The sequence below is a fragment of the Actinoallomurus vinaceus genome (assembly GCF_039542055.1).
Lineage (GTDB): Bacteria > Actinomycetota > Actinomycetes > Streptosporangiales > Streptosporangiaceae > Actinoallomurus > Actinoallomurus vinaceus.
The window spans coordinates 76,439-102,678 of sequence record NZ_BAABHK010000017.1 but is presented as its reverse complement, the minus strand read 5'-3'; the positions used below and the strand labels follow the sequence as shown (position 1 = coordinate 102,678).

General features: G+C 72.4%; 21 protein-coding genes and 1 pseudogene. 15 read left to right on the top strand and 7 right to left on the bottom strand.

The genetic code is table 11. The annotated features are described in order from the left end of the window. The first annotated feature begins 10 nt into the window (after window positions 1-10). The 4 genes from hutU to ABEA24_RS42225 all read left to right on the top strand — a co-directional run bounded on the left by hutU (window position 11) and on the right by ABEA24_RS42225 (window position 4,684). Window positions 11-1,663, top strand: a complete 1,653-nt coding sequence (gene hutU, locus ABEA24_RS42240) for a urocanate hydratase (RefSeq protein WP_345439288.1) — start codon at window positions 11-13, stop codon at window positions 1,661-1,663. Window positions 1,664-1,858: 195 nt separating this feature from the next. Further along, the gene (locus tag ABEA24_RS42235; protein WP_345439286.1) at window positions 1,859-3,052 is read left to right on the top strand and encodes an allantoate amidohydrolase; all 1,194 of its coding nucleotides are present in this window, start codon (window positions 1,859-1,861) and stop codon (window positions 3,050-3,052) included. Window positions 3,053-3,209: 157 nt separating this feature from the next. Next, on the top strand, window positions 3,210-3,362 hold the full coding sequence (locus tag ABEA24_RS42230; RefSeq protein ID WP_345439284.1) for a hypothetical protein: 153 nt from the start codon (window positions 3,210-3,212) through the stop codon (window positions 3,360-3,362). Continuing rightward, window positions 3,359-4,684: a formimidoylglutamate deiminase gene (locus ABEA24_RS42225; protein ID WP_345439282.1), complete on the top strand. Its 1,326-nt coding sequence runs from the start codon at window positions 3,359-3,361 to the stop codon at window positions 4,682-4,684. Before ABEA24_RS42230 ends, ABEA24_RS42225 begins: the two co-directional genes overlap by 4 nt. A 4-nt stretch (window positions 4,685-4,688) precedes the next feature. On the opposite strand, the gene ABEA24_RS42220 is transcribed toward ABEA24_RS42225, so the two are convergent. Next, window positions 4,689-5,555: an NAD(P)H-binding protein gene (locus ABEA24_RS42220; protein ID WP_345439281.1), complete on the bottom strand. Its 867-nt coding sequence runs from the start codon at window positions 5,553-5,555 to the stop codon at window positions 4,689-4,691. A 95-nt stretch (window positions 5,556-5,650) separates the two neighbouring features. Here ABEA24_RS42220 and ABEA24_RS42215 point away from each other — a divergent pair, with 95 nt between their 5' ends. The 5 genes from ABEA24_RS42215 (at window position 5,651) to ABEA24_RS42195 (ending at window position 11,328) form a co-directional block, all read left to right on the top strand. Then, a complete protein-coding gene (locus ABEA24_RS42215) occupies window positions 5,651-6,241 on the top strand; it encodes a TetR/AcrR family transcriptional regulator (protein ID WP_345439279.1) in 591 nt (196 codons plus the stop codon). Window positions 6,242-6,444: 203 nt separating this feature from the next. After that, a complete protein-coding gene (locus ABEA24_RS42210; protein WP_345439277.1) occupies window positions 6,445-6,843 on the top strand; it encodes a nuclear transport factor 2 family protein in 399 nt (132 codons plus the stop codon). A gap of 137 nt (window positions 6,844-6,980) precedes the next feature. Further along, a complete protein-coding gene (locus tag ABEA24_RS42205; RefSeq protein ID WP_345439275.1) occupies window positions 6,981-7,805 on the top strand; it encodes a pectate lyase in 825 nt (274 codons plus the stop codon). Between the two features lie 81 nt (window positions 7,806-7,886). Continuing rightward, window positions 7,887-8,039 carry a hypothetical protein gene (locus ABEA24_RS42200; RefSeq protein ID WP_345439273.1) on the top strand — a complete coding sequence of 51 codons (153 nt, stop codon included), beginning with the start codon at window positions 7,887-7,889 and terminating at the stop codon, window positions 8,037-8,039. A gap of 160 nt (window positions 8,040-8,199) precedes the next feature. Further along, on the top strand, window positions 8,200-11,328 hold the full coding sequence (locus ABEA24_RS42195) for an AfsR/SARP family transcriptional regulator (RefSeq protein WP_345439271.1): 3,129 nt from the start codon (window positions 8,200-8,202) through the stop codon (window positions 11,326-11,328). Here ABEA24_RS42195 and ABEA24_RS42190 read toward each other — a convergent pair. Then, complete coding sequence (locus ABEA24_RS42190) at window positions 11,307-12,746, bottom strand: FAD-dependent monooxygenase (protein ID WP_345439269.1); 1,440 nt, start codon at window positions 12,744-12,746, stop codon at window positions 11,307-11,309. The two genes, ABEA24_RS42195 and ABEA24_RS42190, sit on opposite strands and share 22 nt — an antisense overlap. A gap of 263 nt (window positions 12,747-13,009) precedes the next feature. On the opposite strand from ABEA24_RS42190, the gene ABEA24_RS42185 reads away from it, so the two are divergent. Together ABEA24_RS42185 and ABEA24_RS42180 are read left to right on the top strand one after the other, a co-directional pair. Continuing rightward, on the top strand, window positions 13,010-13,219 hold the full coding sequence (locus tag ABEA24_RS42185) for a DUF4190 domain-containing protein (protein WP_345439267.1): 210 nt from the start codon (window positions 13,010-13,012) through the stop codon (window positions 13,217-13,219). A gap of 430 nt (window positions 13,220-13,649) precedes the next feature. Next, window positions 13,650-14,237 carry a TetR/AcrR family transcriptional regulator gene (locus ABEA24_RS42180; protein WP_345439266.1) on the top strand — a complete coding sequence of 196 codons (588 nt, stop codon included), beginning with the start codon at window positions 13,650-13,652 and terminating at the stop codon, window positions 14,235-14,237. 361 nt (window positions 14,238-14,598) lie between these two features. On the opposite strand, the gene ABEA24_RS42175 is transcribed toward ABEA24_RS42180, so the two are convergent. Beyond that, window positions 14,599-14,829 (bottom strand): hypothetical protein, encoded by a 231-nt coding sequence (locus tag ABEA24_RS42175; protein ID WP_345439264.1) that lies wholly within the window; start codon window positions 14,827-14,829, stop codon window positions 14,599-14,601. Window positions 14,830-15,019: 190 nt separating this feature from the next. Here ABEA24_RS42175 and hutI point away from each other — a divergent pair, with 190 nt between their 5' ends. Continuing rightward, entirely contained in the window at window positions 15,020-16,192 is a 1,173-nt protein-coding gene (hutI, locus tag ABEA24_RS42170; protein ID WP_425551302.1) for an imidazolonepropionase, read from the top strand. Between the two features lie 308 nt (window positions 16,193-16,500). After that, on the top strand, window positions 16,501-17,106 hold the full coding sequence (locus tag ABEA24_RS42165) for a response regulator transcription factor (RefSeq protein ID WP_345439262.1): 606 nt from the start codon (window positions 16,501-16,503) through the stop codon (window positions 17,104-17,106). Window positions 17,107-17,709: 603 nt separating this feature from the next. On the opposite strand, the pseudogene ABEA24_RS42160 reads toward ABEA24_RS42165, so the two are convergent. From ABEA24_RS42160 to lanKC, 4 genes and pseudogenes are all read right to left on the bottom strand, one after another. Next, window positions 17,710-18,252, bottom strand: a pseudogene (locus tag ABEA24_RS42160) (ATP-binding cassette domain-containing protein); the annotation flags it as partial. A 1,195-nt stretch (window positions 18,253-19,447) separates the two neighbouring features. Beyond that, on the bottom strand, window positions 19,448-21,310 hold the full coding sequence (locus ABEA24_RS42155; RefSeq protein WP_345439260.1) for an ATP-binding cassette domain-containing protein: 1,863 nt from the start codon (window positions 21,308-21,310) through the stop codon (window positions 19,448-19,450). 55 nt (window positions 21,311-21,365) lie between these two features. After that, complete coding sequence (locus ABEA24_RS42150) at window positions 21,366-21,482, bottom strand: SapB/AmfS family lanthipeptide (RefSeq protein WP_345439258.1); 117 nt, start codon at window positions 21,480-21,482, stop codon at window positions 21,366-21,368. Between the two features lie 7 nt (window positions 21,483-21,489). Further along, complete coding sequence (gene lanKC / locus ABEA24_RS42145; protein WP_345439256.1) at window positions 21,490-24,048, bottom strand: class III lanthionine synthetase LanKC; 2,559 nt, start codon at window positions 24,046-24,048, stop codon at window positions 21,490-21,492. 791 nt (window positions 24,049-24,839) lie between these two features. Between lanKC and ABEA24_RS42140 the strand changes: the two genes are divergently transcribed. Together ABEA24_RS42140 and ABEA24_RS42135 are read left to right on the top strand one after the other, a co-directional pair. Then, window positions 24,840-25,067 carry a ribbon-helix-helix domain-containing protein gene (locus ABEA24_RS42140; protein WP_345439254.1) on the top strand — a complete coding sequence of 76 codons (228 nt, stop codon included), beginning with the start codon at window positions 24,840-24,842 and terminating at the stop codon, window positions 25,065-25,067. Between the two features lie 263 nt (window positions 25,068-25,330). Beyond that, window positions 25,331-26,221: a helix-turn-helix domain-containing protein gene (locus tag ABEA24_RS42135; RefSeq protein WP_345439252.1), complete on the top strand. Its 891-nt coding sequence runs from the start codon at window positions 25,331-25,333 to the stop codon at window positions 26,219-26,221. The last annotated feature ends 19 nt before the right edge of the window (window positions 26,222-26,240 follow it).

The following is a 26,240-nucleotide window of genomic DNA, read 5'->3' as shown; positions in this document are numbered from 1 at the left end:
GATGCACACGATGGGTCCTCGCCCCGTCCGCGCGCCGCGCGGAACGACGCTGAGCACCAAGGGCTGGCAGCAGGAGGCCGCCCTGCGCATGCTCATGAACAACCTCGACCCGGAGGTGGCCGAGCACCCCGACGAGCTGATCGTGTACGGCGGGTCCGGCCGGGCGGCGCGCTCGTGGGACGCGTTCGACGCCATGGTCCGCTCGCTGCGCTCGCTCGAGGCGGACGAGACGCTGCTCGTCCAGTCCGGCAAGCCGGTCGGCGTCATGCGCACCCACGAGTGGGCGCCGCGCGTGCTCATCGCCAACTCCAACCTCGTCCCGCAGTGGGCCACCTGGGAGGAGTTCCGCCGCCTGGAGGCGCTCGGGCTCACGATGTACGGCCAGATGACCGCCGGGTCGTGGATCTACATCGGCACGCAGGGCATCCTGCAGGGCACGTACGAGACGTTCGCGGCCGTGGCCGCCAAGCGGTTCGGCGGCTCCCTCGCCGGCACGATCACGCTCACCGCCGGGCTCGGCGGCATGGGCGGCGCGCAGCCGCTCGCCGTCACCATGAACGGCGGCGTCGCGATCTGCGTCGAGTGCGACCCGACCCGCATCGACCGCCGCGTCGAGCACCGGTACTGCGACGTGCGCGTCGACGACCTCGACGAGGCGCTGCGGCTGGCCGTGGAGGCCCGCGACGCGCGGCGTCCGCTGTCCATCGGCCTGCTCGGCAACGCCGCCGACATCGTGCCGAAGCTGCTGGAGATGGGCGCGCCGATCGACGTCGTCACCGACCAGACCTCGGCCCACGACCCGCTGACGTACCTCCCGCGCGGCGTCGCCTTCGAGGACATGGCCGACGAGCGCGCCAAGGACCCGGAGGGCTTCACCACCCGGGCCCGCGAGTCCATGGCCGCGCACGTCGAGGCGATGGTCGGGTTCCAGGACGCCGGCGCGGAGGTCTTCGACTACGGCAACTCGATCCGCGGTGAGGCAGAGCTCGCCGGGTACACGCGCGCCTTCGACTTCCCGGGCTTCGTGCCCGCCTACATCCGGCCGCTGTTCTGCGAGGGCAAGGGCCCGTTCCGCTGGGCGGCGCTGTCCGGCGACCCGAAGGACATCGCCCGTACGGACAAGGCGATCCTCGACCTGTTCCCCGAGAACGAACAGCTCGCCCGCTGGATCAAGATGGCGGGGGAGAAGGTCCACTTCCAGGGCCTGCCCGCGCGGATCTGCTGGCTCGGCTACGGCGAGCGCGACCGGGCCGGCCTGGAGTTCAACAAGCTCGTGGAGACCGGCGAGATCAGCGCGCCGATCGTCATCGGCCGCGACCACCTCGACTCCGGCAGCGTCGCCTCGCCGTACCGCGAGACCGAGGCCATGGCCGACGGCTCCGACGCGATCGCCGACTGGCCGCTGCTGAACGCCCTGGTCAACGCCTCGTCCGGCGCGTCCTGGGTGTCGATCCACCACGGTGGCGGCGTCGGCATCGGCCGGTCCATCCACGCCGGGCAGGTCTCGGTGGCCGACGGCACGCCGCTCGCGGCGCAGAAGCTGGAGCGGGTGCTGACCAACGACCCGGGCATGGGCGTCATCCGGCACGTCGACGCCGGCTACGACCGCGCCACCGAGGTCGCGACCGAGCGCGGCGTCCGCGTCCCCATGAACGAGCAGTAGGCCGACCCTTTGAACGGACGGTAGGCCGACCGTTTTGAACGGACGGTAGGCCGACCGTTTTGAACGGACGGTACGGCGATCGCTTGAACGGGCGGTAGGCCGTTCCTTCGAACGGGCGGGTAGGCCGATCCCTCCGCTCCGCTCGCCTGCCATCGGCATGGGAAGGTGAGCGGAGCGGCCGCGTGAGGAGACCGAATGGGTTACGAAGAGATGTGGCGGGACCTGCTCCCGATCGGGCGCGTCTCCGGCGGCGGCTACCGCCGGTTCTCCTGGACGGCCGCCGAACGGGAGTGCCGCGCCTGGTTCGCCGAGGAGGCGGGCCGGCGGGGGCTGACCCTCGAGCAGGACCGCAACGGCAACCTCTTCGCCTGGTGGGACGTCCCCGGAGGCCGCCGGGACGCCGTGCTGACCGGCAGCCACCTGGACTCCGTGCCGGACGGCGGTGCGTTCGACGGGCCGCTCGGCGTCGTGTCGGCCCTGGCCGCCGTCGACCTGCTGCGCGAGCGCGGCGTGACGCCGGTACGGCCGCTGGGGATCGCCGTCTTCGCCGAGGAGGAGGGCGCTCGGTTCGGCGTCGCCTGCCTCGGCTCCCGCCTCCTGACCGGCGCGATCGACCCGGTCCGGGCGCGCGCCCTGCGCGACGGCGACGGCGTGACCTGGGCCGACGCCATGGCCGCCGCCGGGCACGACCCCGAGGCGATCGGCCCCGATCCCGACCTCCTCGCGGGAATCGGCTGCTTCGTCGAACTCCACGTCGAACAGGGCCGGGCCCTCGAAACGCCCGTCGGGGTGGCCAGCGCCATCTGGCCGCACGGCCGCTGGCGGTTCGACTTCACCGGCCAGGGCAACCACGCCGGTACGACGCTGCTGCCGGACCGCCGTGACCCCATGCTGCCGTTCGCGCACACCGTGCTGGCCGCCCGCGATGCCGCCACCCGGCACGAGGCGGTCGCGACCATGGGCAAGGTCCGCGTCACCCCGAACGGCGTCAACGCCATCCCGTCGGCCGTCCAGGCCTGGCTCGACACCCGCGCGCCGGACGACGCCGCCGTACGCGCGACCGTCGCCGACATCCGCGCCGCCGCAGAGAAGGCCGCCCGCGAGCACGGCGTCGAGGTGGCCCTGGCCGAGGAGTCCTACACGCAGGTCGTGGACTTCCACGCGGAACTGCGCGACCGGATCGCCGCGACCCTCGGCGGGCCGCCCGTCCTGCCGACGGGCGCCGGGCACGACGCGGGCATCCTGTCCGCGCACGTCCCCACCGCGATGCTGTTCGTCCGCAACCCCACGGGCGTCTCGCACGCGCCCGAGGAGCACGCCGAGCCCGCCGACTGCCTCACCGGAGTCGAGGCCCTCGCCGATGTCCTGGAGAACCTGATCGCGAAATGAAACGTCACGCCGAGCCCGGTGACCGCCTCACCCGAGTCGGGGCGCTCGCCGCCGTTCTGGAGGACCTGATCACCCCATGAAACCGCGCGCCGAGATCGGTGACCGCCTTAGCCGGGGTCGAGGCGCTCGCCGCCATCCCGGAGAACCTGGTCACGCCATGAAACGTCACGCCGAGATCGGTGACCGCCTCGCAGGGGCCGGGGCCCTCGCCACCGTCCTGAAGGGCCTGAAACCGCACGCCGAGACCGGTGGCCGTCCCGCCGGGGCCGAGATGCTCGCCGCCGCCCCGCAGGACCGGGTCACCCGATGAGACTGCACGCCGAACACGCCTGGCTCGGCGACCGCGTCGCGGCCGACGTCCTCCTCGAGATCGCGGGCGAGCGCCTCGTCCGGGTCACCCCGGGCGTGCCGGCCCCGCCGAACGCCGAACGCCTGCCCGGACTGACGCTGCCCGGCATGGCCAACGTGCACTCCCACGCCTTCCACCGGGCGCTGCGCGGGCGGGTGCAGGCGGGCCGGGGCGACTTCTGGACCTGGCGCACCCACATGTACGAGGTCGCGGCCCGGCTCGACCCGGACTCCTACCTCGCCCTGGCCCGGGCGGTGTACGCCGAGATGGCGCTCGCCGGGATCAGCTGCGTCGGCGAGTTCCACTACGTCCACCACGCCCCGGGCGGCACGCCGTACGCCGACCCGAACGCCTTCGGCGACGCCCTGAAGCAGGCCGCCCGCGAGGCCGGCATCCGGATCACGCTGCTCGACGCCTGCTACCTGACCGGCGGCATCGGCAAGGACCTGGAGGGCCCGCAGCTGCGGTTCGGCGACGGCACGGCGGACGCGTGGGCCGAACGCGTCTCGGAGTTGCGCGCCGACGACCACGCGCGGATCGGCGCCGCCATCCACTCCGTACGGGCCGTCCCCGGCGACCAGATCCGCACCGTCGCCCAGTGGGCCCGGCAGCGCCGCGCGCCGCTGCACGTCCACCTGTCCGAGCAGCCCGCCGAGAACGAGGCGTGCCTGGAGACGTACGGCGTGACGCCCACGCGGTTGCTGGCCGACCAGCGGGCGCTAGGCGGCCGGACCATCGCCGTCCACGCCACCCACCTCACCGCCGACGACATCGGCCTGCTCGGCGCCAGCCAGAGCGGCGTGTGCATGTGCCCGACCACCGAACGCGACCTCGCCGACGGCATCGGGCCGGCCCGTGAGCTGGTCGCCGCCGGGTCGCCGCTGTCGCTCGGCTCCGACCAGCACGCGATGATCGACCTGTTCGAGGAGGCCCGCGCGGTCGAGCTCGACGAGCGCCTCCGTACCCGCAGGCGCGGCAACTGGACGGCCGGCGAGCTCCTCGCCGCCGCGACCTGCAATGGCCACTCGGCGTTGGGCTGGCCCGAGGCGGGCCGCATCGAGCCCGGCTCGTACGCCGACCTGGTGACCGTGGGCCTGGACTCGGTACGCCTGGCCGGCGCCGCCCCCGGCCACCTCGCCGAGTCGGCCGTCTTCGCCGCCTCGCCCGCCGACGTCCGCCACGTCATGGTCTCCGGCAGGCAGATCGTCCGCGACGGCCACCACCTCCTCATCGGCGACGTCCCCCGCGCCCTGACCTCCGCGATCACCGCCCTGACCGACTGAGACCTCAGGAAAGTGACGCCTGCCGGACCGCGTCGAGTGAGGAGGTCGCCGGTCTGTGCAGCAGGTCCGCCAGGTCGGGGCGGGGTGTGTCGGCCCATCCGGAGCGGAAGGCGCCGTAGTAGGCGATCAGCATCTCGATCGCCGGCGCCGGCCACCCGGCCGCCGCCCACTGGGCGCGGCACTCCTCGTCCGAGACCGGGCGGTAGCGGATCTCCCGGCCGGCCAGCGTGCTCGCGAGAGATGCCAGGTCGTGCCAGCTGATCGCGTCCGGGCCGGTCAGTTCATAGGTACGGCCCTCGTGGCCCGACTCGGTGAGGACGTTGGCGGTCGCCTCGGCGAGGTCCGTGACGGCCGCCGGAGTGGCGCGGGCGTCGCCGGCCGGCGCGGTGAGGGTACCGGTGTCCATTGACGACCGGACGTCGCGGTCGAGGGACGCCGCCATGCCGTACAGCATCCGCAGGATCGTCCAGCCGGTGCCGGACGTGGCGACGAGTTTCTCGGCCGCGGCGAAGTCGCGGACGAAGTCGAGCGGGCAGCGGTCCAGGTCCTGCCAGCCGGTGAACACGACGCGGCCGGCCCCCGCCGCCAGCGCGGCGTCGACGGCGGCCGCCTGCTGCCGCGCCCGGGTCTCGGACGCGGTGCCGTAGTTGGTGGCGTTGATCAGGACCGTGGTGGCCCCGGCGAAGGCGTCTCGAAGCGTTTTGGGCCGGTCGAAGTCGCCGTGGCGCACCCGGACGCCCTGGTCGGCGGGCCGGGTCGCCTGGGCGGGGTCGCGGACGCTGACGGCCAGTTCGCCGGCCGGTATCCGGGTCAGAAGATGGTCGACGACGAGGCGGCCGAGGGGTCCGTTCGCGCCGGTTACAACGATCACGAGATCTCCTTGGGGATCGACTAAAGTGGGGCGCACGCCCCGCTTAGGGAATATACGGGGCGATCGCCCCGTTTACAACGTGTGTTGAGGGAGCCATGCCGGACGACACATCAGCCGACGCCCGAAAGCGCAGGTCGCCGCGCGCGGACGCGGTCCGGAACAGGCAGCGGGTCCTGTCGGCGGCCCGTGAGGCCTTCGCCGCCGAGGGGCCGTCGGTCAGCCTCGACGACATCGCCCGTCGTGCGGGAGTGGGCGCCGGTACCGTTCACCGTCACTTTCCGACCAAGGACGAGCTGCTCAGGGCGGTCATCGTCGACCGGCTGGAGGAGTTGGCGACGGCCGCGCGAGGGCTCGCCGACGCCGCCGATCCCGGCCAGGCGTTCTTCACCTTCCTGCGGCAGTTGGTCGCCGAGTCCCGGCACAACCTCGCGGTCTCGACCGCGCTCACCGATCCGTCGGATGTCGGCGGCGCGGTCCTGGAGGCCGGCGGCGCTCTGCGCGAGGCTCTCGCCGCACTCCTCTCTCGTGCGCAGGAAGCCGCCGCCGTTCGGTCGGACGTCGACGCGGACGAGCTCCACGCGATCATCCTGGGAGCGCTCACCATGGAGCAGCATCTCCCGCCCGATTCCCGGGGGCTGGGCCTGGCGGTCATCGTCGACGGCCTGCGTTCCGTGCGCGATCGCTGATCGGGCGCGGAAGACGGCGAGTCCCCGGCGGCGGCCTCGCGGCCCGCACTGCCGCTGCCCGCCGTCCGGGATGCGCTGCCGGCTGTACGCGCATCGGTGTGCGTGATCGTCCGCTCTTCTCGACAAACGGGGCGAGCGCCCCGTATCGTTCTAAGCGGGGCGCTCGCCCCGTTAATCCTGCACGAGTCACAAGAGGACGCCTAATGTCGACGACCACCCCCCGCGCAGTCATCGAGCACCTGCTCTCCCTCACCGCCACCGGGCCCACCGAGAAGATGGCCGACCTGTTCACCGAGGACGCGACGTTCGAGGCTCCGACCGCACCGCCCGGCGCGCCCGCGCACGAGGTCGGACGCGAGACGTTCCGGGCGCACCTGGCCGCCGGGGCGCAGATCCAGGAGTTCACCGGCATCGACCAGGTCACCATCCACGAGACCGCCGACCCCGAGGTCGTCATCACCGAATATCGACTACACGGCCGCGTGCTCACCACTGACACCCGGTTCGCCGCCGACATCGTCATGATCACCAGGGTTCGGGACGGCCTGATCACCTGGATCCGCACCTACTCCCACGAGAAGGCCCAGCCGGCCGCCGCCTGACCTCGTACGGCCTGGCCGGCGCGCTCTCCCGTCCGCGGCAACCTTTCGGGCGTGCCGCGCGACTGGGGAGGTGGCGGCGCGGTCTCCGGACGGCAAGGACCGCGTTGCCTCCGTTCAGCCACGAGGTAAGGATTTTCATGCGCAAAGCCCTGCTCGTCGCCGGTCTGGCAGCCCTCTCGGCCGGCACGACCTTCGCCGTGACCCAGACCGGCGGGGGTCGGATCTCCACCGTCTCCAGCGGGTCGACGGCGTCCAAGGCGCCGACGGTCACCGTGGCGGCCTGGCCGAAGCCCACCACCACGAAGAAGCTCACCGCCACGCGGAAGGTGACGACGTCGTACGACGGGAGGCTCACGCGGTTCGTGGCCGGAGGGAACCTCGGCAACGGCGGTCAGGGCGAGAGCCAGAAGGCGATGTTCGAGCTGGCCGACGGCGCGGTGCTGAAGAACGTCGTCATCGGCGCCCCGGCCGCCGACGGCGTGCACTGCAAGGGCACCTGCACCCTGCAGAACGTCTGGTGGGAGGACGTCGGCGAGGACGCGGCGACGTTCAAGGGCACCAAGGCCGGCCAGACCATGACCATCGACGGGGGCGGTGCCCGGAAGGCGTCGGACAAGGTGTTCCAGCACAACGGCCCCGGCACCATGGTCATCAAGAACTTCCAGGTGGAGGACTTCGGCAAGCTCTACCGGTCCTGCGGAAACTGCTCCAGGCAGTACGCACGTCACGTGATCTTCCAGAACATCACGGTGACCGCGCCCGGCAAGGCGATCGCCGGGATCAACCCCAACTACGGCGACACCGCGAGGTTCTCCCGGATCACCGTCCGCGGCGACGCCAAGAAGAAGATCACCGTCTGCGCCCGCTACCAGGGCGTGACGCACGGCGAGCCGAAGAAGACCGGCAGCGGTCCCGACGGCAGGTACTGCCTCTACAAGCCGTCCGACGTGACCTACCGCTGACCCGAGGGCACCATCACCGGCGTCCGCTAGGCCGAGTGACACAGCGGACGCCGGTGATCTCGGCTCGTGCGGAATCGCCGCATGACGACTGTGCTCTGCGTACCCCAATGGCAAGGCTCGGCGTCGGGCAAGGCGCCCCGGCTGATGGCGGGTGCCCGCCGTGCCGCCGAGCTCGTTCCGTTCGACGCGGTGGTGACCGTGCCGGTGCTGGAGACCGCCGGGGAAGGCGCCTGACGACATCATCGGGGCGGCCCTCACCGAACACGCGCCGTCCGGCGACGACGTCGACCTCGGCGAGGCCGATGTGATCCGCCGGCTGGGCGCCGCGCTGACGCGCTGACGGCGGGGATGGCCGCGCCAGGGCGCAGCGCCGGGGACCTATGCTCATCCCGCCATGCGTATCCGGATACTGGGGCCGCTGCAGGTGCGGGCGGGGGACGGGCGGCCGGTCGAGGTCGGCGGGACGCGGCTGCGCCTGCTGCTGATCCGGCTCGCGCTCGATCCCGGGCGCCTGGTCACGGCCGAGCGGCTCATCGACGATCTGTGGGACGGTGAGCCGCCGGTCGATCCGGCCGGCGCCCTGCAGAGTCTCGTCGCCCGGCTGCGCCGCGCGCTCGGCGAGGACCGGGGGCTGATCGCCTCCCACCCCGCGGGCTACCGCCTCGACCTGCCGCCGGACACGGTGGACGCCGAGGCGTTCGAGCGAGCGGGGGCCGAGGCGCGCGCCGCGTTGTCGGCGGGCGAGCCGGCGCGCGCGGTCGCCGTGCTGGACGAGGCGCTCGCCCTGTGGCGGGGAACGCCCCTGGCGGACGCGGCCGGTGCGGCCTTCGCCGCCGCGCCGGCGGCGCGGCTGGAGGAGCTGCGGCTGTCCATGGTCGAGGACCGGATCGACGCCGCGCTCGCCGCGGGTGTGCCGGTACCGGTCGCGGAGGTCGAGGCGTCGGCCGCCGCCCATCCCACCCGGGAACGCCTGCAGGCCAGGCTCATGCGGGTCCTGTGCGCTGCCGGCCGCCGGGCCGACGCCCTGGAGGCGTACGAGCGGGTGCGGCACGCGCTCGCGGACGGGCTGGGCGTCGATCCCGGACCGGAGCTGCGGGGCGCGCATCGCGCGGCGTTGCGGGAGGAGGCCGCGTCGCGGCCCGGCGCGCTGCCCGCCCGGTCGACGCGGTTCATCGGCCGCGATCGCGAACTCACCGGGGTCCGCGCCGCTCTGGAGGACGCCCGGCTCGTCACCCTCACGGGGTTCGGCGGCACCGGCAAGACGCGGCTGGCCGTCGAGGTCGCGGACGGGTGGCCGGAGCCGGTCCGGATGGTCGAGCTGGGAGCCGTCACCGCGCCGGGCGGAGTGGCGCCGGCCGTCATGTCTGCGGTGGACGACGGCGAGGCCGGCGCGTTCGGGGCGTTCGCGTCGGCGGATCCCCTGGACCGGCTGGTGGCGGCGCTCGCCGGCCGCCGCCTCCTGCTGCTCCTCGACAACTGCGAGCACATCGTCGACGCCGCGGCTGAGCTGGCCGAACGCCTGCTGGCGGCCGCGCCGGAGGTCCGGATCCTCGCCACCAGCCGGGAGCCCCTGGCGATCGCGGGGGAGTCGCTGTACCCGGTGGCGCCGCTCGGCCTGCCGGAACCCGGCACCGACCCCCGGCAGGCCCCGGCGGTGAGCCTCTTCGCGGATCGGGCGGCGGCGGTCCGGCCCGGCTTCGCCGTGACGGACGACATCGTCCGGGTCTGCCGCGAACTGGACGGCATCCCGCTCGCCATCGAGCTCGCCGCCGCCCGGCTGCGGTCGCTGACCGCCGACCAGCTCGCCGAGCGGATCGGCGATCGCTTCCGCCTCCTCGACCACGGCCGGCGGTCGGCCCTGCCCCGGCACCGTACGCTCAGGGCGGTCGTCGACTGGAGCTGGGACCTGCTCGACGAGGCCGAGCAGGCGCTGCTGCGCCGGATGTCGGTGTTCGTGGGCGGCGCGGACGCCGGGGCCGTACGCCGGGTGTGCGCTCCCGGCGGCGACGTGGTCGAGGCACTGGCCGGGCTGGTGGACAAGTCCCTGGTCATCGCGGTCGCCGACGGTACGAGCGTGCGGTACCGGCTGCTGGAGACCGTCCGGGAGTACGCCGCCGGCCGGCTGGAGGAGGCGGGGGAGACCGCGGCGGTGACGCGCGCGCACGGCGCGTACTACCTGGAGCTGGCGGAGACGGCCGAGCCCCTGCTGCGCGGCCGCGACCAGCTCGTCTGGCTGGCGCGGCTCGACGCCGATCAGGGCAACCTGGACGCCGCGCTCGGCCAGGCGGTGGCGTCCGGGCTGGCGGAGACCGCACTGCGGATGGTCGTCGCGCGGGTCTGGCCATGGGTCCTGCGGGGCGGGTGGCGTCAGGTCGGCGAGTGGGCGTCCAGGGTCCTCGACGCCGCCGGACCCGAACCACCGCCCGGCTGCGAGACGGCCCACGCCATCTGCGTGCTGATCGCCTCGTCGGACGGCGCGCCGTTCGGGGTCCGGCAGGTCACCCCCGCGCTCGGCCGGGCCCTGCGGGTCATCGAGCGCAGCGATCATCCGGCGGCGTTCGCGGCCTGGGCGCTCGCGGGCGGCCACGCGGGGGAGGCCCCGGGCGATCGGCTGGGCGCCCTGGTCGAGCGCTTCGGCGGGCACGCCGACCCGTGGCTGCGGGCGATGACCCGGCTCGTCGAGGGAATCGTGGAATTCGAGTGGACCGCGGGCGGCGCGGCACGGGCCGAGGCGCACGTGCGGGCGGCGCTGGACCTGTTCGACGAGGTGGGCGACCGGTGGGGGCAGGCGTTCTGCCTGTACGAGCTGGCCCTGATCCTGGCGAACCGCGGATCCTGGGCCGACGCCGCGTCGGCGCTGGAACGGGCGCGGGCGCGGGCCGCCGAGATCGGCGCGGTCGAGGAGATCCCCGCGCCCATGATGCTGCTCGTCCAGCTGGGGCAGGCGCGGGCCCGAGCCGGCGATCACACCGGCGCCCGGACCGATCTGGAACGGGCACTCACCGCCGCCGACCGCGGCGGGGACGCGCTCGGGCGGGCGCGGGTCCGCGGCGCGCTGGGCGAGCTCGCGCTGCTCGGCGGCGACCTCGACGAGGCCGCCCGGTGGCTGCGGGACGCGCTCGCGATCGCGCCGGAGCGGGCCCCCGCCCAGTTCGTCGCGCTGCTGCGCGGCGTCCTGGCCCGCGCCGAGACGGCCCGGGGCGACTCCGGCGCTGCCCGCGTCCTGCACGCCGAGGCCCTCGGCCTGATGGCGGGGACCGGGGACGACGTGGCCCGCGCGACCGCCGTGGAGCACGCCGCCGCGTGGTGCCTCGACCAGGGCGACGCCGAGTGCGCCGCGACCGTCCTGAGCGCGGCCCGTACGCTCCGGGGCATCGACGAGACGGACGACCCTTGGATCCGGGAACTGCTGGGCCGGTGTGCGGCCGCGCTGGGAGAGGCGCGCCTCCACGCCGCGTGGGAGCGCGGCCGCGTCCTCTCCCGGCCCGAGGACCTGCTGCTTCAGGCGATGGAGCGCAGGTAGGCGTCCGGGTCCGCGTCGTAGGACCCGATGTACCCGTCGGGCCGGACCACCACGATCCCGTCGGTGCCGTACGCCGCGCGGGCGTGCCCCTCGGTGTCGACGAGGTCACCGCCCTCGCCCACCGTGTAGGCGCGTACCGCCGGCCCGTACGACGCATTGATGCGGGCGACGGTCTCCGCGTGGGTCGCGCCGAAGCCCAGCACCGTGACGTGCGGGCCCCGGAACACGTCGAACAGCCGGGCCGGCCGTCCGTCGGCGCTGTGGCAGGGCGCGTCCGGCGCGCGCCCACCGGCCTTTCCGCCGCCGACGGACAGGGGGCTGTCGGGGTAGCCGATGCCGAGCTGCTGCGTCTCCTCACCGCGCCGGAACGCGTCCGCCTGGCCCTCCACGGCCTTCCGGTACAGCCTCGTGCTGATGCCGAGCACCCCGGCGGCGACCGGCAGGCGCTCCTCTTCGTAGGTGCCCAGCAGCGTGTCGCCGCCCCGGGCGAGCTTCCATCCCAGGTTGTAGGCATCCTGGATGCCGGTGTTGAGTCCCTGCCCGCCCGCCGGGGAGTGCACGTGGGCGGCGTCTCCGGCTAGGAACACCCGGTCGGCGCGGAACCGCTCCGCCATCCGGATGTTGACCCGGTAGACCGACGTCCAGCCGATGTCCGTGAGCCGTACGTCGGCGACCGAACTGACGATCTTCTGGAACGTCTCCAGGGACAGGTCCGGCGTCTCCTCCCCCTCGATGGGAGCGGTCAGCTGGAAGACGTCGGTGCCGGGCAGCGGGCACAGCCCGACGGTCAGCTTCTGGGTGGCCATGTCGCCCCATACGTGCCAGTGGCCGCGGTCCAGGTCGCCGGTGCGGACGTCGGCGATCAGCATCCGCTCCGCCTCGTGCGTCTCCCCGTCGAACCGGACCCCGAGCCGCTTGCGGACGAGGCTGCGCCCGCCGTCCGCGCCGACGAGGTACGCGGCGCGCACCCGGCGGCCGCCGTCGAGCTCGACCGTGACGCCGTCGGTGTCCTGCTCGAAGCCGGTGACCTCGGCCTGTTCCACCCGCCCGCCGAGCTCCGCGAGCCGGTTCCGGAGGATCTCCTCGGTGCGCCACTGCGGCACCATCCAGACGTTGGGGTAGGGCACGTCCGGGGTCGGCTCGGCCGGTTCGTGCATGCGGCCCTGCCACACCACCGACCCGTTCTTGTAGGCGTTGATCAGCGGGTAGGGGGCGCCGGACGCCAGCACGGCGTCCACCACGCCGAGGTCGTCGAACACCTCGAGCGTGCGGGGCTGCAGCCCCTTTCCACGCGATCCGGTCAGCTGCTCCCGCTCGACGATCCGGAAGTCGACGCCACGGCGGGCGAGGTCACAGGCCAGGGTCAGGCCGGCCGGACCGGCTCCGGCGATGAGGACGTGGGTCTCTGTCTCGTTCATGCCGCCGACGATGGACCGGGCCGCTGTCATCCCACCGGCATCCCGCTGTCAGCGCGGTCCTCTTGAGCTCTGAATTGCCATACGGTACGGTATGGCCGTCCATTTCCCCGGCACATTATTGGCTTATGACACACCCATCTAATTCCGACGCCGGTTACCCGAATGAGAATCCAGACTGGGGTTCGCAGGGCCGGCCGCCCATGCCCGCGTACGGTGAGCAGTCGTACGGACCACCACCGTCACACCCTCCGACCGGCGAAAAGATGAGCGGACTGGCCGTTGCCAGCTTCGTCTTCGGCCTGACCGGGTGCCTCTCCCTCTTCGGGGTGATCCTCGGCATCTCCGCGCTTCGTCAGATCAAACGGGACGGCGACCGCGGTCGTGGATTCGCGATCACTGGAATTGTTCTCGGGGGCATTTGCAACGGAACTGCGGCGATCCTCGTCATTGCCTCCTTCGCCGCCGGCTCCTAGCGGACGAACGATGGACCGGGCCGCTGTCACCTCACTGGCATTCGCTGTCGGTGCGTCGGCCCGGTCCGCCCCCTTCTCGCCGGCGACGTACCGGAGGCCTTGGCCGGCGCGGGCGCCGGGACGCGCCGGCCAAAGAAGCGGACCGCCGGACGAGCTTCGTGCTGCGGTCCTTCTCCTCCGGAGCTGTGACGCCGGGTCGCGGCGGACGGCCCGAGGCCTGTCCGCCGGGAACCGCTGGTAGCAGCCGCCGCCCCACCATACGGCACCGTATGGGACGTGTAAAATGGGGATCCGCGATCAGATCGACGGCTCGCCGTGCGGGACGAAGCGCCGATCGTCTCTGCCGTACCTCATCCGGGATGACGGACCGGGCCGGGGTGGCGCCCGTACGGCGACGTATGGGGGTCGGTCACTGCGGTAGTGTGCGGCCGTGGTGAAGGAGCAGGGCAAAGGCGGCGGCCGGCGGCTGACGGCGCAGGATTGGGTGGACGCGGCGCTGACCGCGCTGGGCGAGGGCGGCCTGGCCGCGGTGGCCGTCGAGCCCCTCGCGAAGCGGCTCAAGACCACCAAGGGCAGCTTCTACTGGCATTTCGCCAACAGGGAGGCCTTGATCGAGGCCGTGTTGAAGCGCTGGGAGGAGCTCAACACCGAAAGCGTCATCAAGGCGGTGAACGACGAACCGGACCCGGAACGGCGGCTGCGGAACCTCTTCAAGGAGGTCCCCGCGGCGACCGACGGGGATCCGATCGAGGTCGTCCTGGTGGGCAATGTCAGACACCCGCAGGTCGCCGCCGTACTCCAGAGGGTCACCGAGCGCCGCATCGACTACGTGACCCAGATCTTCACCGAGCTCGGGTTCCCGGCCGATGAGGCGCGCCGCCGTGGCGTGCTGATCTACACCAGCCACCTGGGTCAGACCCACCTGATGCATGCCGCGCCGAACGTGCTCCCGGCGAGCAGGGCCGAGCGCAAGCGCTATCTGGAAACGCTGCTCGAAATCCTGCTGCATCGCGAATGATCCTTGATCGTCCAACCTGCGCGCCGTCGTCGGATCAAAGTCTGGACGAAAAAGACCGCCCCGGCCGATGGTCCGGGGCGGTCGACACCTGCGAAGTCGGCCGTACTCGATCTTCTTGATCTTTCCTTCGACCTTGCCGGCTCAGGCCTGCTTCGCTCCGCCCTTCAGGCTCCTTCGGTGGCCTCGTCGGAATCGCGCTGAGGGCGGTTGGAGGGGTGGTGCCGGTCACGGCCTGCCTCGCGGAGGCGGTCACCTAGGGGGATCGCCGTGACCGACACCGTCGACGGGCGGGCGCGGTGCCGCGAGAACGTCGCGCCCGCCCGCGATCTAACCGGCGGGTGAAGCGTCCGTCGGACGAGTGTTACGGCACGTGCGATTCGTTGGCGACGATGGGGGCGTGGCCGTCGCCGGCGACGATGGGGGCGTGGCCGTCGCCGGCCGCGATGCTCGGCGGCGGCGGGATGAGGCGCGAGTTGGCGGGTGCGGCGGGCAGGGATTCGTCGGCGGAGGCCGCGGTGGCGCTTGCTCCCAGCACGCCCACCCCGAGGGTGAATCCCAGCGCCGCCACGCCGATCAGCTTCCTGTGGTTCATGTGACCCCTTCTCTCCGTGCGGGATTCCCGTGGTGTTCGCACGGAACCCGCGCCGATACCAACCATACGGTTGCGTATGGGGGAACCATACCATACGCAACCGTATGGTCAGGCCCCGGGTCATCTCGGATGTCAGACGGCATCGCGCTCCGGGCGCGATCCGCAAGCTGCCTCGGGTGCGATGCTGGCGATGCACGGACCGAGCGAGCCGGAGGCATCTGTGAGCATCGTGATCACGAACATCGGGGAGCTGGTCGGCGCCGACGAGGAGCGCTGGCTGATGCGGGACGCCGCGCTGGTCATCGATGGGGACCGGATCGCGTGGGCGGGGTCCGCAGCCGAGGCGCCGGCCGCCGACGAGGTGTACGACGCGGGCGGCCGGGCGGTGCTGCCCGGGTTCGTCGACTCGCACGCGCACCTGGTGTTCGCGGGGGAGCGCGCGGAGGAGTTCGCCGCACGCATGAGCGGCCGGCCGTACGCAGCCGGGGGCATCCGTACGACGGTCGCGAAGACCCGCGCCGCCTCCGACGAGGAGCTCGGCGCCAACGTACGGCGGCTGGTCGCGGAGATGGCCCGGCAGGGCACCACCACCGTGGAGTGCAAGTCCGGGTACGGGCTGACCGTCGCCGACGAGGAGCGCGCGGTACGGATCGCGGCCGGGCTGGTCGACGAGGTCACCTACCTGGGCGCGCACGTCGTCCCGGCCGGGTCCGACCCGGACGAGTACGTCCGGCTGGTCACGGGGGAGATGCTGCGGGCCTGCGCGCCGTACGCGCGGTGGATCGACGTGTTCTGCGAACGCGGGGCGTTCGACGCCGACCAGACTCGGGAGATCCTGACCGCGGGCCGGGACGCCGGGCTGGTCCCGCGCCTGCACGCCAACCAGCTCGGCCACGGCCCGGGCGTCCAGATCGCCGTGGAGTACGGTGCCGCGTCCGCCGACCACTGCACGTTCCTGTCCGACGCCGACGTGACCGCGCTCGCGGACTCCGAGACGGTGGCGACCCTGCTGCCCGGTGTGGAGTTCTCCACCCGGCAGCCCTATCCCGACGCCCGCCGTCTCATCGACGCGGGGGTGAGCGTGGCGCTCGCCACCGATTGCAATCCGGGCTCCTGCTACACCTCCAGCATGGCGTTCTGCGTCGCCGTGGCGGTCCGGGAGATGCGGATGACGCCGGAGGAGGCGGTACGGGCGGCCACCGAAGGCGGCGCGCGGGCGCTGCGCCGGACCGACGTGGGGCATCTGCGGCCGGGCGCGCGGGCCGACGTTCTGCTGCTCGACGCCCCGTCGCACATCCACCTGGCGTACCGGCCCGGTGTTCCGCAGGTGGCGAAGGTGTGGCGGGCCGGACTGCTGGTCTGACAATAGAAGGATGGCTCGCGTCAATTATTTTATTAATTGATCTTGTCAAATAAGCGGTTACTGATTTACGGCCCGAGGTGGCCACACTGTGGCGTTGACTGTTAACCCATCGTCATCCACTCTTGAGGGGACAGCCCCCAGCCCCTCGGGAGCCTCCTGATGTCCAAGCACGTCTGCCACATGCCGACCCGCCCGCCTCTCGCGATCAGGCGATGATCGCGCGATCGCACGACCCCGGCGTAGGAAAGATTTCACGAGCGCGGAGAAACCGATGGCTCGCCGAAATCAAAAAATGCCGAGAGGCGGAAATGATACGCATTCTCATCGTCGAGAATACAAATCTTGTACGCGGCGGGCTCGTCGCCCTGCTCGACGGGCAGCCCGACATGTCGGTCGGCGCCGCCTTAGAGTCCGCCGACAAAGCCGTGCCGACCGCACTGGAAATGGACGCCGACGTCGCCCTCATCGGGGCCGGCCTGGCGGGCGGGGACGGTCTCGCGGTCGCCGGTGAGCTGCACGACGAGCTCCCCTCCTGCGGCATCCTCATCATGGCCGGCCGCCGCCGACCAGGCGACCTGCGCCGGGCGGTGGCCGCCGGGGTGATGGGCTACCTCCTGATCGACGCACCGCCCGAGGACCTCGCCCACGCCGTCCGGCGAGTCGCCCAAGGGGAGCGGGTGATCGACGCGGAGCTGGCCTTCGCCGCCCTGCAGACCGCCGACAGCCCGCTGACCGAACGGGAGCTCGACGTGCTGCGGCTGGCCGCCCAGGGAGCGTCATCCGCCGAGATCGCGAACCATCTGTTCCTCTCGGTCCGTACCGTCCGCAACCACATGTCGCGGATCATCGGGAAGATCGGCGCACGTAACCGGGTCGACGCCATTCGCATCGCCGACGACGCGGGTTGGCTCTGAGCCTCCCGCCGGAGTCCGCTCCGGATCCACCCGGCGGCCGGCGGGCGTCCGGTCGCGCAGCGGGCGACCTTCCGCGTCCCCCCGAGCCCACTCGCCCACCGGGCTGCCGTCCACGCCCGCCGGGGACGGTCGCTCCGCCGGGTGGCGGTCCGCGTTCGCTCGGGTCTGCTGGTCCGCCGGATGGGGGTCCGCGCCTGCCGGAGGCGGCTGGTCTGCGCCCGCCCGGGTCGGCCGGTCTGCCGGGTGGCGGTCTGCGTCTGCTCGGGTCGGCTGGTCCGCTGGGTGGCGGTCCGCGCGCGGCAGGGTCGGCTGGTCTGCGCCTGCCGGGGTCGGCTGGTCAGCCGATTGGGCTGTCGTATCCGCCGGACGGCTGTCCGTGCCGGCCGTCCAGTGGCCGTCCAGATCCCGGTACGGCGCGCAGCGGACGAGCAGATCCTCGTGGCCGCCGAGCCAGGCCCGCGTCCCGTCGAGGAGGAGGACCCGGCGGGCACGCCGTGCCGAGGTCATCCGGTGCGCGATGACGATGAGGGAGCCCGACCGCGCGGCGAAGGCCTGCTCGGCGCGCTCCTCGGCCGCGGCGTCCAGGTGGCAGGTGGCCTCGTCCAGTACGACCAGCCGCGCCGGTGACAGGTAGGCGCGCGTCAGCGCGACGAGCTGGCGTTCACCGGCCGACAGCGCGGCGGGGTCGAGTATGGCGTCGTACCCGCCGAGGCGTTCGACGACCGGTGTCAGGCCGACGGCCTCGGCGGCGGCGTCGAGCGTGCGGTCGCCGGGGCCCGTGCCGCCGTCCCAGGCGTCCGGGCGCAGGTAGCAGAGGTTCTCCCGCAGCGTGCCGCCGAAGACGTACGCCTCCTGCGGGATCAGCGTGCGGGCGTCCGGGGTGACCTCCGTGGCGGGCGTCCCGCCCAGGCGCACGGTCCCGCGGGCCGGCGTGAGCAGCCCGGCGATGAGCAGGGACAGGGTCGACTTGCCGATGCCGCTGGGGCCGACGATCGCCAGGTGGTCGCCGTCGAGCACCGACAGGGACAGGTCCTCGATCACCGGGTCGGCCGCCGGCCCGTACGCGAAGGTCACCCCGGACAGCCGCAGGTCCCCGCCGCCGGGCGCGCCGGGGCGGGGCACGGGCGGCACGTCGCCGGCCTCCATCAGGCGGTCGAGGGTGACCGCCAGACGCAGCCCGCTGCCGCCCAGTCCCCGGATCGCGGTGTGCAGGGCGGGGGTGAGCCCTTGGAGGACGTACGTGAGCGCGCCGAGCACCGCGCCGGGGGTCGCGCCGTGGCGCAGCAGCCATGGGGCGGCCGCGACGATCGCCAGCAGCGGCACCCGCCCGCCGACGGCGAGCGCGATCGTCCGGCCGGCGGCCAGGCGCGCCACCGACCGTGCGGCCGCCGCCTGCGCGTCGATGAGCCGCCCGGTCTCGGCGGCCATGGAGTCCTCCGCGCCACAGGCGACGACGTCCCGCAGCCCGGCGACCAGCGCGGTCGAGGATCGGGCGATCCGCTCCTCGGCGAGGATCAGCTCCCGCTGGCGGGCCACGGCCCGGGACACCATGCAGAGGAACAGCCCGAGCCCGGCCGCGACCGGCGGCACCACGAGAACGAGCGTCACCGGCATCAGAGCCGTCAACCCGATCAACGCGCTCACCAGCGTGAACACGAAGCCGCGAACGACCACCAGCAGCCCCGCGAACGTGTCCCGGACGATCTCCACGTGCTGGGTCAGCCGGGCGACGGCGGCGTCGTCCGGACGCCCGGTGCGGACGGCCTCACGGACGGCACTGCGGACCACCTGGCGCACCAGGGCGTCGCGCAGCGGCTCGACGATGCCGGCCAGCGGCCGGTACGCCCGCGCACCGCCGACCGCGCCGACGGCCGCGGCGGCGGCCAGGGCGGCCAGCCAGGTCAGCCCCACCCCCGTACGGTGGGCCAGGAACGCGTCCGTGGCGCCCGCGACGGCCCGGCCGAACACGAGGACGGGCGCCGCCTCGACCGCCGACCAGACCGCGAGCAGCGCCGTCTCGCGTGGATGCCGACGCACGGCGGCGAGCAGCACCTGCCAACTGCGGACCCGCTGCCGGGCCATCAGCGGATCACCTCGCGGTGCGCGGGGTCGGCCCACGTCTCGTGGTGTGGCGTGCGGGAGCGGGTCCGTTTCGGCTGCCGGGCCATCAGCGGATCACCTCGCGGTGCGCGGGGTCGGCCCACGTCTCGTGGTGTGGCGTGCGGGAGCAGGTCTGTTTCCGCTGCTGGGCCATCAGTGGGCCACACCTCCCGGTACGCCGGGTCCGCCCACGGCTCGCGGTGCGGGGGACGGCGGTGGGTCCGGTTCGGCTGCTGGGCCATCAGCGGAACACCTCCCGGTACGCCGGGTCCGCCCACAGGTCGTGGTGCGGGGCGCAGGCGCGGATCCGCCCGCCGTCGAGCCAGGCCACCAGGTCCGCGCGGGCCGCCGTCGCCGCCCGGTGGGCGATGATCAGACGGGTGCGCGGGTCCCGGGTGAGGACGTCCCCGATCTGGACCTCGGTCACGGTGTCGAGGCTGGAGGTCGCGTCGTCGAGGATCAGCACCCGCCCGGGATGGGCGAACGCGCGGGCGAGGCCGAGGCGCTGCAGTTCGCCGCCGGAGAGCGGGGCCGCGTCGGGCGGGGTCCGGTAGCCGGCGGGCAGGCGGCGGATGAAGGTGTCCGCCTGGGCGGCGTGCGCCGCCGCGACGGCGTCCCCGCCGATCGCCTCGGCGATGGTCGCGCCGAACAGGGCGGGCCGCGCGAACGCGTACCCGAACGCCTGCCGCAGTGCCGTACGGCTCAGGTCGCGTAGCGGAACGCCGTCCAGGAGGATCTCGCCCGCGTCCGGTTCGGCGAGGCGGCCGGCGAGGGCGGCGAGCAGGGACTTGCCCGACCCTGACCGCCCGACGACGGCGACGGCCCGGCCTCCGGGGACGGTCAGGTCGAGGCCGTCGAGGGCGGGAGCGGCCGACACGCCGCGGAACTCCAGGCGGCCGGGTCCCGCCGGCGGCGAGGCGGCGCCATGGGCCGGCGGTTCCCGGTCGAGCACGGGGGACAGGCGGGCCGCTCCGGCGCGGGCGCGGGCCAGCCGGCCGAGCTGAGTGATCACCGGGCCGACGTCGGAGCCCAGCCCCGCGTACTGGGTGGCGGCGAGCAGGCCGCCCGCGGTGAGCCGCCCGGCGGCCAGTTCGTACCCGGCGACGGCCAGGACCGCGATCTGCAGCAGCGGGACGGCGAGGGTGCTCCTTCCGGCGGTCGCGGCCTGCACCCGCCAGGTCGCGTGCCCGTGCGCGGCGAGCTCGGGGAGGGGCGCGAGGATCCGGGCGGCCTCGCGGTCGGCCGTACCGGCGGCCGCGACCGTACGGTTGCCGGCCAGGGTCTCCACGAGCCGGGCGGCGATGGCGCCCTGGACGGCCAGATAGCGGCCGACGACGGCGGAGGTGTCACGGACGAACGCGTTCAGCACGAAGACGATCAGCGGCAGGCCGAGGGCGAAGGTCAGTGCGAGCCAGGGGTCGAGCAGGACCAGGGCGATCACTCCGCCGACCGGGGGAAGGATCGCGGTGACGGCGAGGACGAGCGCGGACGGGGCGAGGCCGGTGTCCGCGGTGGCCGTGACGGCCCGGCTGGTCACGTCGCCCGCCGCGAGGCCGGTCGACGTCGTCATGGGCCGTTCACCCTCCTCACTCGCGCCGCGAGCGACGTTCGTCGTGTCGGAGGCGCGCCGGGCGGCGTCGCTCGGCCACTCACTCCGCTCGCTGCCGAGGGCTTGCCTGTTCCCGGGTCGCTCACCCTCTTCACTCGCTCCGTGGTCGGCCTCGCCCCGCGGCCGCCCGCTCTCCTCGCCGCGGCGGGTTCGCTGCACGCCGGCCGAAATGCCGGGCGACGTGCTGAGAGACGGGCCCAGCGCCAGGAGGCGGCGTACGAAGCGGTGGCGCATCCGCGCGGTGGCGGTGGCGGCGCTCGCGCCGATCGCGAGTTCGGTGAGGACGTCGCCGGTCGTGGCGGTGGCCACCAGGGCCGCGTAGGCGAGCGGCCAGGTGGAGGTCCCGCCGTCGTGCAGGACGCCGTCCACGGCGCGGCCGAGGACGGCGGGCAGGAGCGTCTCCGCCCCTGCGCGCAGAAAAGAGGTGACGGCGAGCAGGTTCGCCCAGACGCCGCCGTCGCGGACCGCCCGAATCACGAGCCTGCTCGCCGTCATCGGTCTCCCTGCCTTCATGGCCCGAGCCATGGTTCTCGGAGCCATCAGTCGATCATCAGAGGCAGATCGTGATGCTGTGCGAGCTGTGGCACAGCAGGCTCAGGCTGCTGTTCGCCTCGCCGCCACCACCCGGGGTGGTGGACTCCATGCCCTGCATGTCGAGGAGCGTCATCGTTGGTTCACCTCCCTACCGTGTTCGTGTCTCCGACACCCGCGAGGGTTCTCGCGGGTTGCTCTGGTGCTGCCAGGAACGGCAGGTGGACCGGCCGGTCGTGCAGTGCCGCGCCGAGCGCGAGCAGGACGCCGGCGGTCCCGGTGCCCAGGTCCATCGAGAGCCGGAGCAGGTTCTCGCCTGGGAAGGCCAGGCCGCCCTTGTACGAGACGGCGTGCCAGGCCAGATCGCGGACGTGCGCGGCCGCCTGTGGATCGCCCTGCCGGGCGAGGTGCAGCAGCATCCCGGCGCGTCCGCTGAACAGTCCGGACTGGGCGTAGTAGACCGACCGGGCCGCGAGCCGGATGCCCTCGCGGGCCTCGGCGAACCGTTCGTCCGCGCGGTGCGTGAGGTAGTCGTCGATGACCATTCCGATGCCGACACTGCCCCGGGCTAGGTACGGGAGGATCCGCGAGCCCTCGTCGACGTGGAGCGCGCCGTGCTTGTCGGTCACGCACCGGTCGAGGTCAAGCCGGATGGCCGTGGCGGCCAGGTCGAGGAGGTTCGTGTCGCCGGTGCGCTCGAAGAACCGTACGAACATCAAGGCCGGGCCGGACATGCCGTTCAGCAGCCCGGGCCGGGCCGGCGGGCCCGCGGCCACGAGGCGGTCGGCGACCAGTTGGGCCGCGCGCGCCGCGGCGTCCCGGAGGGCCGGCGCCTCGAGCGGGCCGGACAGCTGCTCCAGGGCGAGCGCGATACCGGGCAGCCCGCCGTGCAGGTCGAGGGCGAGACGGTCCCACCGCTCGCCGAGGCAGACGTCGACGACCTCGGCCGCCGCGTCCAGGTGGCCGAGGTGGGCCAGCGTGAACGCCGCCCCGTACAGGCCGTCGTACAGGCCGAGCCCGGTGCCGGACGGCGGGTTCGTGGCGTGCTCGATCAGCCAGTCCTCGTGGTCGACCGGACAGCCGGTGACGTCGAGGGCGTACAGGATGCCCGCCGCGCCGTACGCGAGGCCGAGCGCGCCGCCGCCGAACTGCTGGATGTCGCCGGGGAAGAGCCGGTCGTCGCGGTCCGGCGTGGCGCTGGCCATGATCGCCGTGCTCAGCGCCGAGCGCGCCTCCTCCCAACCGGCCTGGTCGGGGCTGATCCGGGGACGGGGACCGACGAGCCGCGTGCCCGTCGCCGCGTCCCGGGAGATCTCCGCGACGGCCGGCTCGAGGAACCCCTCGGGCACCGGGAACCGTTCGGCGATCACCTCGGCCAGGTGTGCGGCCTTCGTCCGGTCGAGCTGGAACAGCGTCGTCAGCGGCGCGAACAGCGCGAGTCTCAGGCAGGCGAGGCAGTACCGGTCGACGGCCGTGCCCCGGCGGTCGGGCGGGGCCAGGAAGCCGGGGTTGGCGAGGATCTGCCGCCCCTCGTCGGCCGCCGGCGCGGCCGTCTCGAAGTCGATCAGCGCGATCGTGTCGTCCGGCCGTACGACGATGTTGAACATGTGCAGGTCGTTGAAGACGACCCCGCGGGCGTGGACGGCCTCGACGACGCGTTCGGTGCCCTCGTAGACCTTCAGGGCCCATGCGGTGTACTCGGCGAGCCGGGCGGGATCGGGCTCGGGGTCGAGGAGCGGATGCCGCTCGGCGAAGAAGGTGTTGAGCGTGCGGCCCTCGACGAACTCCTCCACCAGGAAGTGGTGGTCGCCCAGCGTGAAGTAGCCGCGTACCGCGGGCACACCGTCGATCCCGGCCAGCCGCTCCAGCATGTCGCGCTCGCGCTCGAGCCGCGTCACGGCGTCGGCGCCGTCGGCCGCCAGGCCGGCGTGCGGCCGGCCCTCCTTGAGGACGACGCGCTCGCCGGTCCGGGTGTCCTCGGCGGCGTAGACCCCGCCGCCGTTGGAGAAGTGCAGCGCCTCGGTGACCCGGTACGGCAGCCCGGCCATCGTGACCGCGTTGCGCGTCTCGAGGTGCGGCCGCAGGCAGTCGGGGACGGTCACCCAGTCCGGCACCCTGAACACCGGGTCGCGGCGGTCCGGCACGAGCCGGCCGTCGCCGTCCTCGATGGCCGAGACGAGCCGGCCGTTCTCGTCCATGCAGTGGCGTTCGGTGAAGCCGCCGTAGCGGACGTAGAGGGGGCCGTCGCCGATCCGCAGATCGGTGAGGATGTACGGCCCGGGCTCGCCGGTCAGGAGCTCGCCGAGCTCCCGCAGAATCAGCTGGAGTTCGGCCTCGTCGCGCGGATATATGGTGACGAGCTTCCCGCTTCCACCGCGTGGCGCGTATTTCGCGTTGCGCATCAGCAGGACGTCGACACTGCGGAGGTGCTTGAAGGAAATGCCGCGCGGAACGCAATAGTCGCGCACCCGGGTCACCACGCCCTCGGCGTTGTCGTGACACGCGGACACGTGGATCTTCCAGCCCTGATGGGGGATCTGCTGGGCCGGCGGGACGTAGACGAGCCATTCGCTGCGGCGAATCCGCTGCCACCCTTCGGGGAGGGACTCATCGGCGATGGAGAAAGCCGGGCGCTCCTGTCCGTCGAGGACGTCATAGAAGAGCCTGTCTTTCTGGCAATACAACTCGTACTGCTTTTCCACCGGTGCGTCCTCTGCTCGGAGCGGGCAGGTCGGGAGAGGTTCCAGGCGTTTCGAGAAGGAGAATGTCAGGGCGGCCGCTGGATCGCCTAGGGACAAGTGTCACGAATGACTCGTGAACATGTCCTATAGCCACATGTGACCTCGAAAGTAGACAAGTCGGCCGATGCCGCATCGGCGCAGATAGCCGCCTTTCCGAATGGCTACTCTGCGGTATCTCTCGCGCGGGCCGAGGTGCCCGAGGTGGGGCGGTGACCGTGACCGGCATGAAGGCCCGGAGCGCGCCGGTCGGCGTATGTCGGGGCCAGGCCGTGGCCGGGTGGCGTGGGGACCGCGATGAGTGTCTCTTTGCCGGTCGTAGGGGGTGCGCCCGGCTATCCGAAAGGAGGTCGCATGGCTGCTGGTCCAGGCTTGCCAGTCCTGACGGCGCCGTCGCGCACGAGCATGCGTAGTGGGGCACCGGCTCTGGTCGGATCAGCGTTGCCTCTCGGATGTCTCCCGTGTCCCGTTCTCGCCGGTCAGATGCGACAGAGTATCCGTCATATCTCCGTCACACAGAACGCTCATACGATCACGCGCTTATCAGCGTGTTATACTCCGGCGGTCCTGCTTTTGTTGGCAGAATGAGCAGGCGACCAGCCCGATGACCGTACGGAAACCCGTCCGGTCATCGGTCAGAGGATGGTCCACGACCGCCTGGCTGCCCGCGAGACGAGAGGCGGATGGACGCCATGCCCGAGACACCGAGATCCCCAACGGGGGGAGCGGCGGAGTCGGGGCAGGGGAGGGCTTCCATGGCCGGCCGTTCCCCCGGGCCGTTGGAGCGGGTGACCGTCAATCTCACGCCCCGTTCCGCCAAAGCGCTCGACGATGTCGTCCAGTTGACCCGGGACACCAAGACGGATGTGATCAACCGGGCGCTCCAGGTGTACGCGTACGTTGAGAAGATCATGTACGACGGTGGCGCTGTCTATATACGGGAAGCCGAATCTGAAGATCTTGAGCGGCTGAAATTCTTCTGATTTTTCATCGCTCGTTCCCCGTGGTCTCGCGCCACAAAAAGCGAGGCGAGCGCCATTCCTGCTGGTCTACACGTATGCCTGCTGTCGCCAAACCGAATTGGAACGTGCCAATACGATCGGCGTGCACACCCCGTAGTGACTGTCCGGGTGGATGATTGCTACCTCGCTCGGTGCGGGTATGGCGTTTTGCCACCTAGCTGATTTAATCTGAGCTCGTTGCGAGGTCGCAGAAGGCAAGATCGCAGACCCCCGGATTCTCGATCTTGACCGGCAAGGGGAAGAAGATGGCTTCGGATCCCGGCCCTGTCGTTCAACGCGCGCGGCTGACCGCCGAGCTCCAGCGGATACGCCGCGACGCCGGGAAGACGCAGGAGGAGGTCGCCCGCGCGCTGGATTGGTCCCCGTCGAAACTCATCAGGATCGAGGGCGGAAACGTCGGTATATCGACAACCGACCTTCAGGCGCTGCTGAGATATTGCGGGGTCAACGACGAGGCGCGAATCCGGGAGCTCGCCGCGCTCGCACGTGGCGCGCGGACCCGCGGCTGGTGGGATCCATACAAGGGCGACTTGGACAGCGCCTATGCGACGTACCTCGGCTACGAACTCGGGGCATCGAGCCTACGGTGGTTCTCACCGCTCCTCGTGCCCGGCCTTCTGCAGACCGAGGAATACTCGCGCGCACTGACCATCGAATACTTCCCCGACGCCCGTACGGCCGAGCCGGTCATCGAGGTCCGCCTGCTGCGGCAGGACAAGGTGTTCAATCGCGAGGACCGGCCACGGCAGCACTACATTCTGGATGAGGCGGTGATCCGACGACGGGTCGGCGTGCAACGTGATCCTACGATCATGCCGCGCCAGCTCGCTCACATCCTGGAGATCGCACGTATGCCGGATGTGACGATCGAATTGATCCCCTTCGATAAAGGGTCACATTTCGGCTTGCGTGGCGAATTCACCATTCTCGGCTTCGACACCGGTCCTGCCGGAATTCTCTATCTCGAGAATGCCCGCGGCGGTGACCTAACCGTCGCTGACAGTGAGCAGATCGCGGCCTACCGAGAGGCATTCGACCACCTGCGACAGCTGGCGTTGCCCGAAGAGGAGACCGTGGCCTTCATCGAGGCAGCCGCTGCGCAAATGAGCGCATGAGCACCACCGGACGCGTGAC

Bases quoted from the DNA above. Each gene is read 5' to 3' on its own strand.
- hutU (WP_345439288.1), top strand. From the start codon at position 11: ATGGGTCCTCGCCCCGTCCGCGCGCCGCGCGGAACGACGCTGAGCACC.
- ABEA24_RS42235 (WP_345439286.1), top strand. From the start codon at position 1,859: ATGGGTTACGAAGAGATGTGGCGGGACCTGCTCCCGATCGGGCGCGTC.
- ABEA24_RS42230 (WP_345439284.1), top strand. From the start codon at position 3,210: ATGAAACGTCACGCCGAGATCGGTGACCGCCTCGCAGGGGCCGGGGCC.
- ABEA24_RS42225 (WP_345439282.1), top strand. From the start codon at position 3,359: ATGAGACTGCACGCCGAACACGCCTGGCTCGGCGACCGCGTCGCGGCC.
- ABEA24_RS42215 (WP_345439279.1), top strand. From the start codon at position 5,651: ATGCCGGACGACACATCAGCCGACGCCCGAAAGCGCAGGTCGCCGCGC.
- ABEA24_RS42210 (WP_345439277.1), top strand. From the start codon at position 6,445: ATGTCGACGACCACCCCCCGCGCAGTCATCGAGCACCTGCTCTCCCTC.
- ABEA24_RS42205 (WP_345439275.1), top strand. From the start codon at position 6,981: ATGCGCAAAGCCCTGCTCGTCGCCGGTCTGGCAGCCCTCTCGGCCGGC.
- ABEA24_RS42200 (WP_345439273.1), top strand. From the start codon at position 7,887: ATGACGACTGTGCTCTGCGTACCCCAATGGCAAGGCTCGGCGTCGGGC.
- ABEA24_RS42195 (WP_345439271.1), top strand. From the start codon at position 8,200: ATGCGTATCCGGATACTGGGGCCGCTGCAGGTGCGGGCGGGGGACGGG.
- ABEA24_RS42190 (WP_345439269.1), bottom strand. From the start codon at position 12,746: ATGAACGAGACAGAGACCCACGTCCTCATCGCCGGAGCCGGTCCGGCC.
- ABEA24_RS42185 (WP_345439267.1), top strand. From the start codon at position 13,010: ATGAGCGGACTGGCCGTTGCCAGCTTCGTCTTCGGCCTGACCGGGTGC.
- ABEA24_RS42175 (WP_345439264.1), bottom strand. From the start codon at position 14,829: ATGAACCACAGGAAGCTGATCGGCGTGGCGGCGCTGGGATTCACCCTC.
- hutI (WP_425551302.1), top strand. From the start codon at position 15,020: ATGCACGGACCGAGCGAGCCGGAGGCATCTGTGAGCATCGTGATCACG.
- ABEA24_RS42165 (WP_345439262.1), top strand. From the start codon at position 16,501: ATGATACGCATTCTCATCGTCGAGAATACAAATCTTGTACGCGGCGGG.
- ABEA24_RS42155 (WP_345439260.1), bottom strand. From the start codon at position 21,310: ATGACGGCGAGCAGGCTCGTGATTCGGGCGGTCCGCGACGGCGGCGTC.
- ABEA24_RS42150 (WP_345439258.1), bottom strand. From the start codon at position 21,482: ATGACGCTCCTCGACATGCAGGGCATGGAGTCCACCACCCCGGGTGGT.
- ABEA24_RS42140 (WP_345439254.1), top strand. From the start codon at position 24,840: ATGGCCGGCCGTTCCCCCGGGCCGTTGGAGCGGGTGACCGTCAATCTC.